This window comes from Candidatus Edwardsbacteria bacterium (assembly GCA_018821925.1).
Taxonomy (GTDB): domain Bacteria; phylum Edwardsbacteria; class AC1; order AC1; family EtOH8; genus UBA2226.
Window position 1 is genome coordinate 29643 of the sequence record JAHJLF010000044.1, and the last position, 12921, is coordinate 42563.

The following is a 12921-nucleotide window of genomic DNA, read 5'->3' on the forward strand; positions in this document are numbered from 1 at the left end:
GTATCACGCCCACATACATGCCTGTCCTGACCACCCCTTCCGAGGCTTTTCATTTTCCCTCACCCTCCAAAAAAATATTTTAAAGAATCTTAATTTGGGTCATTGACAAAAATCAATAAATTGTATTAGTATAATCTAATGGCAATGTCAATATCGTAACACTAAATAGAATGTCAGTTGTTTATGAAAACTGCATATCATTTGACCCTGGTGGTGCTGTTTCCAGTCTTAGCCGTTGCCTCCTTTGAAGAGATCCAGACCGATGCCCGGCTCTACGGTCTGGCCGGGGCCGGGGTGGCGCTATCCGACATGACCGGCAGCGACCTGTATAATCCGGCCCTGCCGGCGCTGGCAGGCGATCTCTCGGCCTCCAGCGGCAGTGCGATCCCGTTCGGGCTGACAGACCTGACGGCCTTCTCCGGCGCCTATGCCCATCGTAAGGATAAAATGGGCGTGGGCGTGGTGCTGGCTACTATGGGCAATCGCCTTTACCGGGAAAATATTTTAAAAGGGGCTTTCTCCTACCGCCTGATAGAAAAGGCGGCAGTGGGTGTTTCCCTTAACTGCTATCAGTTAAACATCGAAAGATACGGCTCAGCGGCCGGAATGGGGCTGGACCTAGGGTTGCTGGGCAAACCGGCAGAATGGCTGGCGCTGGGAATGATGGCTGCCAATGTGAACCGACCGACCATCGGCCAAAACCGGGAGGAGATCTCGCAAAGCCTTTCGCTGGGCGTGGCGGTGGAGCCCTCAGATGAAATTACATTGTCCTTTGAACTGTATTGCCAGCGCGACTGGCCCAGCCAGGTACGCATCGGGCAGGAATACCGCTATCGCAACCTTTTAGCCCTCCGGGCCGGATTCTGCGACCGGCCAAATGCAGCCAGCCTGGGCTTCGGGGTGATATATAAAAATTTAAGGCTGGATTATGCCGTCAGGACCCACACCGATCTGGGGCTATCCCACTGCCTAAGCCTGAACTATATCACCCAGAGGATATTTGCCAGGCATGAGGAGGTCAGGATAGAGAATACTCAAACCGTCAAAATCATCGAAAAGATAGATCCCAACGGCGCTTCATTTGATGACCTCTGCCTCCTGCCGGGTATCGGGCCCCAATCGGCCGCGGATATCATTGCTTATCGCGACAGCATCGGGCCGTTCAAATACCTCGATGACCTGGCCGAAGTCAGGGGGATCGGCCTCTCAATGCTGGAGAGAATGGTACCGTATATGACTCTGGAATACAAACCCGATATTCCGGTAATTATCAATATCAACCAGGCCTCGGCCCAGGAATTGGCCGCTCTGCCGGGCATCGGATCCAAGACTGCCGGGGACATTACCGCCTACCGCCAGGAGAACGGACCATTCCGGAGCCTGGAGGATATAATGAACGTCAAGGGCATCGGGCGGAAGACCTACGAAGAGATAAAGAATCTTATCACTATCGGGCCATGAACAAATTCCTGAAGGGCTTGGTGATGCTGATAGCAATCTCCTTAAATGCTGGCGCTCAGGAGATGCCCGACATCGAGGACGAGCAGGCCTCGCAGGATCTTGCCGAGCAGATGCTCTATCTGCAGGAGCACCCGGTAAATCTCAATCATGCCAATCTTGATCAACTGATGATCCTTCCGGCGATCACCCCCTACCAGGCCCTCCGGCTGGACCGGTATTTAAAAAGCCACCCCAAATTGAACGACCCATTCATTCTGGCCAGGGATTCCATTTTGGATCTGCCGGCCGTGGAATCTTTGCTGCCCTATATTTGCCTTGATTCCTATCTCCCCACCAATAGCGTCAAATTAAAGTTTTCCACCAGGCTGCAGCGAAAATGGCCGGATGCGGACGGCATTGCCGACGGCAGTTTTCACGGTTCGCCGATGGAGAGCCGCACCCGGATGTGGTTTCGCCCGGAGAAAAATTGGGAGATGTTCGGGCAATGCCAGCATGATGTGGGCGAGCCGGCCTGGAACGACTATTATTCCGGCAATGTATGGTGGTCGGATGGCGGGGGAACAAAGCAGGTAATAATAGGGGATTATCAGATGAAGATCGGGGAGGGGCTGGTGTTCGGCGGCAGCTCACCCCGCATATTCTCCAGCTACTGGACCGGCTCGGCCCGGCTTGACGCGGCAGCGATCCGGCCGTATTTTTCATCCCATGAATACAGGGGCTTAAGGGGACTATGCTTAAAATACCCATTAGATGACAACTTAAACATTATCTGTTTTGCCTCCCGGCGGCAGATGGATGCCAAAATAGATTCGCTGGACCAAATAACCAGCATCTATGACGACGGACATCATCGCAGCGATGCGGAGCTGGAAAGGAAAAACAATTCGGCCGAAACCATCATCGGCGGACGGGCGGGCATAAGCGCCGGCCGCTTCTGCAATATCGGGATAACCGGCTATAACCGGTCCTTCGATAAAACGTCGGTCGAAGGATTATATAATGCTTCCCTGATCAGCCTGGATGCCAGGACCATAAGGGATAAAAACTGGGCCTCGCTTGAGCTGGCCAAGGGAGAGGGGGCGGTTGGCGGGTATATCGGGGAGATCGGGTTTATGGAGCGGGATTATGCCGGCCGAATCAATTTTTACGGATATTCCCCGGAATTCAACCCTCCCCGTTTCAATTCGGAAAATTATTACGGCGGCGATGACGAAAAGGGGGCCACCATCGCCGGTTTGTACCGGGCTCCTTTGGGTTTTGATGTATCGGCCATCTATAACCAATTCTATCCCTGGCAGCCATTTCCCATTTCATCCCAGGGTTACAGGGGTTTTCGCTACGAAGCCAGGCTGGATAAAAAAATACTCCAGGGTCTCCTGGCCGATCTTCGGATCAGATCCCTGCAGAAGGAATATTTTGACGATGGACAATCCGGCGATCCGGTATACCATACCTCGAACATTACCCTCAAGGCCGGGCTGCGGTGGCAATTGGCAAAAAATTACAGCGCCGGCGGCAGGTATCAAACATCCTTTTTCGGGGATTCCCGGTACGATGGCAAGAAACGCGGCGAAATAATATCCTTAGCCGTAAAAGCCCAGCTGCCTAAAGATATTACGATCCAAACTCAATCGGTTTTTCATCACGCACCCAGTTACGATGCCAGACTCTACCTGGCGGAGCCGGAGCTAAGGTCCGGGGGGAGCTTTCACGGCTACTGGGGCCTGGGGCGGCGGGATGCTTTATTTTTGAGATATGCTTTGGGGCGCTCCGGGGCCTTTTATCTGAAAATAGCCAGGCAGATAAGGGATTACCAGGGCCAGATTACTAAAAACACTGAGCTGGGAATCGAACTGGAATTTTTGTTAAAATAGATCCAATTTTATGTTATAATGATGCACTGGATTAAAGATCGAAAGGAACCGGTTTATGCCTGGAGACAGGGACCAAATAAAAAGCAAAGAGCTTGAGCTGAGGGAGGCGGAAGCAAGGCTCGGTCCGGACAGCCCCGAATTGATCCCCCTGCTAAAAGAACTGGCGGAGATCTATACCCACTGGGGAAAGTTTTCCTTGGCCGATCGCCTGCACCGCAAAATTATGGAGATAACCATCAGGGAATCCGGCCCGGAGAGCCTGACAGTTGCTTCTTGTTTTAATAAGGTGGCAGTTTTGTGCAGCATTCAGGGGCGTTATTACGAGGCCCTGCCGTTTTATGAAAAATCCCTCAACCTCTATAAAAAACTGGCAGAGCACGATAACTTGGCGCAGGCCAGACTGATGGCCAATATCGGGACGGTTTACAAAATACTGGGCCGGTTCGCACCGGCCGAGGAAATTTTACTTAAGGCCCGGGAAATCTTCCAAAAGGAATCCGGCGCCAATGATCCGATGCTGGCAGAAATACTGATGAATCTGGCCGGGCTGTATCGCGATCTGAACCGTCTGCCGGCGGCCGAGTCCCTGTGCAATACGACCCTCGAAATGTCACTGAACGCCTACGGCCCCGAGCACCCTAGAATAGCCTTATGCTACAACAACCTGGCCGAGGTTTATACGGCTCAGGGAAGAAAGAGCGAGGCCGAGGAGCTATACCTGAAAGCCATAGAAATAAAAGAAAAGACACAGGGCCCGGAACATCCGGATATCTCAATATATCTAAATAACCTGGGGGACCTCTACCGAACGCAGCAGAAATTTGTGGAGGCCGAAACCATCTACCGCCGGGCTTTGGAGATAGACGAGATCCATTTGCCGCAGGAAAGTCCCTATCTGGCCACCACCTATAAAAACCTGGCCACCCTTTCTTCGGTCCAGGGATATTATGATAAAGCCGAGGCCTATTATCTCCGGGCCATCTCCATTTATGAACGCACCCTGGGGCCGGATCATCCCGAGGTGGCGGAGCCCCTGGTCCGGCTGGCGGAGCTGCAGCACGGGCAGGGCCGGAACAGCGAGGCCGAGGCCCTCTGCTACCGTTCGATGGCCATCTGGCAGAAAGGATACGGTCCCAAACACATCAAGGTGGGGGAGATGCTGAAGATGCTGTCCAAATTGTGTTTTGCCCAGGAAAAGATGTCCGAGGGAGAGGCGTTTTTAAAGCAGGCCTTTGAGATAAAATAAAGCAAATTCATTAAAGGAGGTTCCCATGCACCGAGTCTTACTGCCGGCATTGGTCTCCCTTATTATTATTATTTCACCACAAAGTAAAGCATATTCACAAACTGCAGCATCCGATAGCGTTTCTATCCAGCAAACAGAAACAGAGGTTTTAAATCCCGAATCTCCAGCACCCGTTACTGTAATAACCGATAGCATTGCCGTTATTAAATCTTTCGAACCCTCCCTGCGGTTGGAGGGTTTCAGTATGTATAATTTTGCCTCCGCCTATTTTTATAGCCGCCAGAAAGTAACCGGACTTGTTTGGTGGGACGAGACCAGTTATGAGTACACCTATACCACAACAATTTTTGCAGCCGGGGCGAGCTGGAATTACCTGATAAATAACGGACTTTCTTTGGGTGGCAGTGTGGGATTCATTAATATCGGAACATCCATGTCCAGCAGCAACATTAGTTATTATTATTCGCCGTACAGCAGCAGTTCCACCATGACCTTGATCGGGCCGCGAATTGCCCAGTACTTTGGAAACAAGAACAGTAAGTTCCTGCCTTTTGTGGCCGGCGAGATGGATATCATTACCAGCTCATCTGGAAATTATAGCCAAAGCGAAACAATCTTCAGGATCGGCGGCGGGGCGGTCATCAAACTTGTTCCCAGCGTGGGAATTTCCCTAGGCCTGGATTATCTTAAGGTCGAAGATCAAAAGAACACGGTGAATATTTTGGGCACCATGGGTCTGGTTTGCATGCCTTTTAATAACAAATAACAAACAGGAGTCATAATAGTGATAACAATTCTGGCAACATTGTTCGTTCTGGGGATCATGGTGTTTGTCCACGAGCTGGGCCATTTCTACGTGGCCAAGAAGGTGGGCATCAGGGTCTTGAAATTCTCCCTGGGATTCGGCCCCAAATTGTTCGGATTCAAAAAAGGCGATACCCAGTATTTGATCTCGGCTCTCCCGCTGGGGGGATATATAAAATTGGACGGCGAGGAAGCTTTTGAAGAAAACTATGTCGCTAAGCCCGGCGACTATATGGCCGCCCCCTGGTGGGGCCGGGTGCTGATGGCCCTGGCCGGCCCGATGGCCAATCTGCTTACCGCCTTTCTGATATTTATTATGCTGGGGCTGGTCGGATTCAACGCTCCAGATTATTCCACTTCGGTCGGCAAGGTGGGATCGGGAAGCATAGCCCAGCAGATAGGCATAACCGAGGGCGATCGGATAGTTTCGATTGACGGGAAAGAAGTAAAAACCTGGCACGGCATGTGGCAGGAACTGCAGACGGAGAGAGCGGCCGACTCATTATCCCTCACCTTAGACCGGACCGGAGAGAGAATAGTTCTTAATATTCCCTCATCCCAACGGATAAAATTCCTGGAGAATATCGAGCCCGCGGTGCCGGCGCAATTGGGAGAGGTCTACCCCAGCCTGCCGGCCTATCAGGCCGGGCTTAACGCCGGGGACATCGTACTGGCCATAGACAGCCTGCCGGTAAAAACATGGGACGGCATGAGGGAGATCATCAATAAGAATGCCGGGCGGGAGACCAAGCTGTTGATCGAACGTGGTTCCGATACCTTCAGTGTTCGGATCACCCCGGTGGAACAGGATTATCCGGGGCAGGGCACGGCGGGCGTCATTGGTGTCACCGCCCCGGTGTTCGGGAGTTATAAACTGCGCCTGGGACTTTGGGCCTCGATCGCCAATGCCACGGTCAGCACCGGAAGCTTGGTGGCCCGCACTTATGGCGTGTTATACAAGATAGTGGTAAAACCCTCCTCGGCCAAACAGCTGGGCGGCATTCTGATGATAGGAGAGATGGCCGGGAGCACCGCCAAAAAAGGCTTCAGCGACCTGATGCTGCTGGTGGCGCTACTTTCCATCAGTTTGATGGTTCTTAATCTCCTGCCCTTGCCGGTGCTGGACGGGGGCGTGATATTCTTCAGCCTGCTGGAGGGGATAAGAAAAAAGACCCTGCCGGTCAAGGTGCAGGTGGTCATCCAGCAGATCGGGATCGCCATTCTGATCATGCTGATGCTGTTCACCATTCTCAACGACGGCATGAAGATATTCAGCCGGCACTCGGCGGTCAAGAAGAACAGCCAGCAGATCGAGCAGGCCAAATAAGCAGATTACGGCTGGGATGATTGGTGCCAGGTTCACAATCGGGGGTTCGGCTGAAAAATCAATATATTGTTGACTTTTATATATCAAGATTGTTATAATTCAAATCCTGTTTACTTTATAAAACAACAAAATTACATATATCGGGAGGGACGTTTTGAAGAATTATACTGCGGACAAGATCCACAACATTGTATTGGCTGGCCACGGCGGTTGCGGAAAGACCACCCTGGCCGAGGCCATGGTCCATGCCGGCAACCCCACCGGGCGCCTGGGGCGGGTGGACGACGGCAACACCATCTTCGATTTCGACATCGATGAGACCACCCGCAAGATATCCATCTTCTCGGCCCTGGCGGCCTGCGAACACCAGGACCATAAGCTGAATGTAATAGACACTCCGGGCTACGCTGATTTTGCCGGCGAGGTCAAGGCCGGAATGCGGGTGGCCGACTGCGTGATCATCGTGGCCCAGGGGGTGGCCGGGATAGAGGTGGGCACCGACAAGTGCTGGAAGTACTCAGACGAACTGAAGCTTCCCCGGGCCATCTTCCTGACCCGCCTGCTGAAGGAGCATGCCGATTTTTATAAATCGCTGGAACAGGTCCGCGACATGTTCGGCCATCAGGCAGTGCCCCTGACCCTGCCCATCGGCGACCAGTTGAACCTGAAGGGAGTGGTGGATCTTACGGTGATGAAGGCCTTTACCGAGAGCGAGGGAAATTCCACCATCGGAGAAATTCCGGCCGATATGGCCGGCAAAGCCAAGGAATACCGGGATAAACTGGTGGAGGCGGTGGCCGAATCCGACGATAGCCTGATGGAGAAATTTTTGAACGGCGATAGCCTGACCGATCAGGAAGTATCCAAGGGTTTAAAAATAGCCATCAGAAAAGGAAGTTTGGTCCCGGTGTTCGCCGGAGATGGTTATTTCCAGGTGGGGGTTAACGCCATGTTGAATTCCATTGTGGCCTTCTTCCCGACGGCGGCCGATACCGAAGAAGTGGTTGCCAAAAAAGCCGGCAGCGATGAAGAAATAATCATCAAGTGCGACCCGGCCGGAACCCCGGTGCTGTTCATGTTCAAGACTTTTATCGAACCGCATGCCGGCAATCTGAATTATTTTCGGATGTATTCCGGCACGCTGGAGCCGGGGATAGAGCTTTATAACGCCTCCCTCAGCAAAGCCGAAAAAATCGGACAGTTCTACTTTCCCAACGGCAAGGACCGCATCGATGCAACCAAAATCAATTGCGGCGACATCGGCATCGCAGTAAAGCTGAAAGAATCGGGCACCGGCGACACCATCAGCACCAAGGGCAACCAGATCATCCTGCCGGAGGCCATCCTTCCCCATCCGTCGATATCGGTCGCAGTTGAAGCCAAATCCAAGGATGACGAAGGCAAGATATCGGTCGGGCTTTCCCGACTTAACGAGGAGGATCCCACCTTTACCTACGGCTTCGTCCCTGAGATCCGGCAGACCCTGATCAACGGCCTGGGCGAACTGCACCTGGATATCATGGTCGGGCGGTTGAAGAGGAAATTCGGTGTGGAGGTCACCATCATCAAGCCCAGAATCCCTTACCGCGAGACCATCTCCAAGAAGGTGGAGATTCAGGGCAAGCACAAGAAACAGTCGGGCGGGCACGGCCAGTACGGAGATGTCTGGCTGCGCCTGGAGCCGCTGCCCCGGGGCGGAGGATTCGAGTTCGTGGACGAGGTGGTGGGCGGAGTGGTGCCCGGAAACTTCATCCCCTCAGTGGAGAAGGGCGTCAAGGCGGCCATGCTGGAAGGGGCGGTGGCGGGCTACCACATTGTGGACTTAAGGGCGGCCATATATTTCGGCTCTTATCACCCGGTGGATTCCTCCGGAACCAGCTTCGAGATCGCCGGATCGATGGCCCTCAAGAAGGGCGTGCTGGATGCCTCCCCTGTTCTACTGGAGCCCATCATGAAACTGGAGGTGGCCCTCCCTGAGGAATTCGCCGGCCAGGTGATGGGCGACCTCAATTCCCGCCGGGGCCGCATCAGCGGGATGGATTCGGCCAAGGGCATGCAGGTGATCAAGGCCACCGCGCCCCAGGGCGAGATGTACAAATATTCCACCTCCCTGCGTTCCATGACCCAGGGACGGGGCAGCTTCGAGATGGAGTTCTCCCATTACGATCCGGTGCCTTTCGAGGCCACCCAAAAGATCATCGAAGAGGCCAAGAAGGAAAAGGAAGAAAAACAGAAATAATTCCATACAATCAAAAAACGGGGCGATAAGATCGCCTCGTTTTTTCTTAAAAGCCGGGCTTTTTTGCAGTAATATTCAGTTGTATTGGACAAGCTTATAATGTTAACTTTTTAACCGCCAAGACGCGAAGATTCAGCATATCTATGTAACTTGTGATAGACTAGATTCCACAAAAACTCACTGCATAATAATAGAAATGAAAATTACTTTGTGTCTTTGTGCCTCTGTGGTAAATAAATCAATGTTAAATAAATGACAAAACCAAAAATAGCCATCATCTTCACCGGCGGCACTATCTCCATGAAATCCAGCAAAAAGAGCGGGGGCGCGGTGCCGGCCTTCAAGGGTCGGGACATCCTCAAGCTTCTGCCGGTGATCACTAAAAATTTCAAGATAGAGGTGCACGACTACGGGCAGTTCCCCGGGCCGCATATCACGCCGGAGATGATGCTGGAGATATCCAGCATCGCCAGAAAATATCTAGCTAAGGCAGATATCAAAGGCGCGATCATCACCCACGGCACCGATACCCTTGAGGAGACGGCCTACTTTCTTGACCTGGCCATATCCTCTCCCAAGCCGGTGGTGGTGGTCGGGGCCATGAAGGACTGCACTGAGCTGGGCTGGGACGGCCCGGCCAACCTGATGGGCGCCGCCCGGACAGCGGTCTCGCCCGATGCCCGCAACAAGGGGGTGCTGGTGTTCCTGAATAACACCATCAACTCGGCCGGGGAGGTGACCAAGACCAGCACCGATTCTTTTGAGACATTCCGTAGCCCCGACCTTGGGCCCTTGGGCTGGGTGGATCAGGACCGGGTGCTGTTCTATCGCCAGCCGATGTACCGTGAGCATTATGCAGTCAGGAAGATACAGCCCAGGGTGGATCTTTTTAAAATGGCAGTGGGGATGGACTCGCGACTTATTAGATATGCCGTCGATTCCGGGTCGAAGGGAATAGTGATCGAGGGCATGGGCCGGGGCAATATTCCGCCAGATGTAGTGCCCGGCATAGAATACGCCATCGGTAAAAAGATCCCGGTCGTTCTTTGTTCCCGCTGCATCGGGGGCAGGGTGTTGGGAACCTATGCCTACCCTGGCGGCGGGGCACAGCTGATCAGGAAGGGCGTGATCCTGGGCGGGCATCTGCCGGGGCAGAAGGCCCGGATCAAGCTGATGATCCTGCTGGGCAAAGGGATGAACATAGCTCAAATAAAAAAGGCCTTCGAATGCCGCGAATATTTCTGCGCTTAAGGAGAGAATGGATTATAACCAGGTAAATAACCATATTCTAAAAAAATTGGTTTCTATCGTTGGGGAGAAATATCTGATAACCCTGGACGACGACAAGGAGCCCTATTCCCACGACGAGACCCTGCACCACAAGTTCATGCCGGCGGTGGTGGTCAAGCCGGCCGATACGCTTGAGGTTTCGGCCATAATGAAACTGGCCAACGCCGAGAAGATCCCGGTTACTCCCCGGGGCGCCGGCACCGGATTGTCGGGCGGGGCCCTGCCGGTGTGCGGCGGAATCCTGCTGTCATTGGAGCGATTCAACAAAATCCTGGAGATAGACCAAGAGAATCTGATGGTGGTCACCCAGCCGGCGGTGATTACCGGACAATTGCAGAAGGAGGTCGAGGAGAAGGGGTTGTTCTATCCGCCGGATCCGGCCAGTCTGGAGTCCTGCTCCATCGGCGGGAACATAGCCGAGAACGCCGGCGGGGCCAGGGCCTTCAAATACGGCGTCACCCGGCACTATCTGTGCGGGTTGGAGGTGGTCTGGCCCAACGGCGATATCTCCCGGCTGGGGGGCAGGATCATCAAGGACGTTTCGGGTTACGACCTGATGCATTTGATATGCGGGTCGGAAGGAACCTTGGCCATCATTACCGAGATCACTTTGCGGCTGCTGCCCAAACCCAAGGCCCAGGTTGACCTCCTGATCCCGTTCTCCTCTATCGAGGACGCGGTGAAGGCCACCAATGCCGTGATCCGGGAAAGGATAATCCCCGCCACCATGGAATTCATGGAGAAGAAGGCCATTCTGGCGGCCGAGGCCTTTTTGGAAAAGAAGGCACCCTACCGGGAGGCCGAGGCTCATCTGCTGGTCCAGCTGGATGGAGAGGCCCGGGAGGATCTGCAGAAGCTGTACGAAAGGATCGGAGAGATCGTCTCAAATTACGGCGCTTTGGATGTGCTGGTGGCCGAGGACCGGCCTTCGCAGGACCGGCTGTGGGAGATCCGGCGCTCCCTATCCGAAGCACTGACCGCCAAGAGCCCGGTCCGGGAGCGGGAGGATGTGGTGGTCCCCAAGTCAAAAATACCGCAGCTTTTTTTGGAGCTGAGCCGGCTGCAGAAGAAATATTCCATGGAGATCGTTTCCTTCGGGCATATCGGAGACGGAAACATCCATGTCAATATCCTCAAAGGGGAATCCCAAACCGAAAAATGGCAGGAGGTTCTGCCGGATCTGCTCAAAGAGATGTTCTCCAAGGTGGTGGAGCTGGGCGGGACCATCTCCGGGGAGCACGGCATCGGCTATGTTAAGAAAAAATACCTGCCGCTGGCGGTGGACGCCCCGGCCCTGGCTATGATGAAGGCCGTCAAAGGGGCCATTGACCCGCAGAACATATTGAATCCCGAAAAGATATTTTTATAATTCCTTTCCCCACGAAACACACGAAACGGCGCGAAAAATATTTTCCGTTGTCCAATCGTCATTCCCATGAAAATGGGAATCCACGAGAAATAATATATAGAAATGATAGGCTTAAACTATGAACCATATATTAAAATATCTCAGTTTGGCAACAATACTTGGCATTTTGTGCCTTTATGGCAATAATTATCTTTGTGCGGCCGAACAGCCTGATAGCGAAGCCGTTCATACAGTTTGGACCAGCCCGGAACTGGACGGAGAAGTGTTGGAACTGTTCTTTAGCCCGGATACGACTGTTTGCTATCCGGAGAAAGCGTTGATATTTAGGGAAACATATTGGTATAAGTTGGTTTATTTTAACAGTGGTGGCGGAATAGTTAAAACGACAACATTAGCAACAAGAAGCGAAAAACCTTGGGATATACCATGGGCAATTAGCTGGACGCCTGATGGTAAGAAATTCTGCGTTTCAAGTCAGTATATTGGCTCAGCGAACGGGTATGATATAAGATATAAATATATAATTTATGACGAGGCCGGAGCGAAGTTGCTTTCGAAAAATGATGCTGGCATCACCAATGCCATTAGCCCTGATGGGAAGTATATATTAACCATCAATGGCATAAAAGGGATGATTGAATTGTATGACAATAAAGGCAGTCTGATTAAGGCGATTGATAAACCGGTTGGATATTATGAAGGGATAGGGCCTACGGGTAAGGTTCAGTTTGTGAAGGACAAGATATTCGTCTTGGTTAGAAATGAATTAACCGACGTCAACTCATATAAACTATATGCCCTTAAACGCAATGGTGATCTGCTTTTTAAAGTAGAGGATTTTAATAGGGAGTATGTTACTGCCGATTTTGTTACATCAAATAAAGGTGATTTTGTTATTTTACACTCAGGCAATCCTTATAAGGGATATTTAAGAAAATATAATGATAGCGGTAAAATGATGTGGCAAATTAATACAGAAGTAGGACAACTAGGACTTATATTAAGTGATAATAATAAATATCTTTGTGCACATTTAGATGGTGGGGCCTTTTTGGTGAATACTAGTACCAAAGCATACTACAAAGTTATAAATGAAAAAATAAGTACAAGCGGTAGAAAAGTAATGGTATTTGATAATGGCACTGCGATGTTCACTCAAAATGAAAATAATTTGGCATTTATTAATAAAGATGGGCAATTTGAAATGGAAGAAATGCCGGGTTTGCCATTTTCAAGATATATTAATTTAAAAAGGGGCATATTTATTAGTATAGAATCCAAATACGATGAGCTTCAAAAAATGATAATTAA

General features: G+C 51.8%; 9 protein-coding genes. All 9 read left to right on the plus strand.

What is annotated here, in order from left to right; genetic code table 11:
- Positions 1-183: 183 nt before the first annotated feature.
- The gene (locus KJ869_04790; GenBank protein MBU1576508.1) at positions 184-1461 is read left to right on the plus strand and encodes a helix-hairpin-helix domain-containing protein; all 1278 of its coding nucleotides are present in this window, start codon (positions 184-186) and stop codon (positions 1459-1461) included.
- Complete coding sequence (locus KJ869_04795; protein MBU1576509.1) at positions 1458-3335, plus strand: hypothetical protein; 1878 nt, start codon at positions 1458-1460, stop codon at positions 3333-3335. The genes KJ869_04790 and KJ869_04795 overlap by 4 nt, the downstream gene beginning before the upstream one ends.
- A gap of 55 nt (positions 3336-3390) precedes the next feature.
- Positions 3391-4581 carry a tetratricopeptide repeat protein gene (locus KJ869_04800; protein MBU1576510.1) on the plus strand — a complete coding sequence of 397 codons (1191 nt, stop codon included), beginning with the start codon at positions 3391-3393 and terminating at the stop codon, positions 4579-4581.
- 244 nt (positions 4582-4825) lie between these two features.
- Positions 4826-5347: a hypothetical protein gene (locus KJ869_04805; protein ID MBU1576511.1), complete on the plus strand. Its 522-nt coding sequence runs from the start codon at positions 4826-4828 to the stop codon at positions 5345-5347.
- A gap of 18 nt (positions 5348-5365) precedes the next feature.
- Positions 5366-6712 carry an RIP metalloprotease RseP gene (gene rseP, locus KJ869_04810; protein ID MBU1576512.1) on the plus strand — a complete coding sequence of 449 codons (1347 nt, stop codon included), beginning with the start codon at positions 5366-5368 and terminating at the stop codon, positions 6710-6712.
- Between the two features lie 154 nt (positions 6713-6866).
- A complete protein-coding gene (gene fusA, locus KJ869_04815; protein ID MBU1576513.1) occupies positions 6867-8951 on the plus strand; it encodes an elongation factor G in 2085 nt (694 codons plus the stop codon).
- 252 nt (positions 8952-9203) lie between these two features.
- Positions 9204-10202 carry an asparaginase gene (locus KJ869_04820; protein ID MBU1576514.1) on the plus strand — a complete coding sequence of 333 codons (999 nt, stop codon included), beginning with the start codon at positions 9204-9206 and terminating at the stop codon, positions 10200-10202.
- A gap of 7 nt (positions 10203-10209) precedes the next feature.
- Positions 10210-11610, plus strand: coding sequence for an FAD-binding protein (locus tag KJ869_04825; GenBank protein MBU1576515.1), 1401 nt, complete (start codon positions 10210-10212; stop codon positions 11608-11610).
- A gap of 118 nt (positions 11611-11728) precedes the next feature.
- A partial coding sequence (locus KJ869_04830) for a WD40 repeat domain-containing protein (GenBank protein ID MBU1576516.1) occupies positions 11729-12921 on the plus strand: 1193 nt, incomplete at its 3' end.

Coding starts and splice junctions, on each gene's coding strand:
- KJ869_04800 (MBU1576510.1), top strand. CDS start 3,391: ATGCCTGGAGACAGGGACCAAATAAAAAGCAAAGAGCTTGAGCTGAGG.
- KJ869_04825 (MBU1576515.1), top strand. CDS start 10,210: ATGGATTATAACCAGGTAAATAACCATATTCTAAAAAAATTGGTTTCT.
- KJ869_04795 (MBU1576509.1), top strand. CDS start 1,458: ATGAACAAATTCCTGAAGGGCTTGGTGATGCTGATAGCAATCTCCTTA.
- KJ869_04790 (MBU1576508.1), top strand. CDS start 184: ATGAAAACTGCATATCATTTGACCCTGGTGGTGCTGTTTCCAGTCTTA.
- KJ869_04805 (MBU1576511.1), top strand. CDS start 4,826: ATGTATAATTTTGCCTCCGCCTATTTTTATAGCCGCCAGAAAGTAACC.
- KJ869_04820 (MBU1576514.1), top strand. CDS start 9,204: ATGACAAAACCAAAAATAGCCATCATCTTCACCGGCGGCACTATCTCC.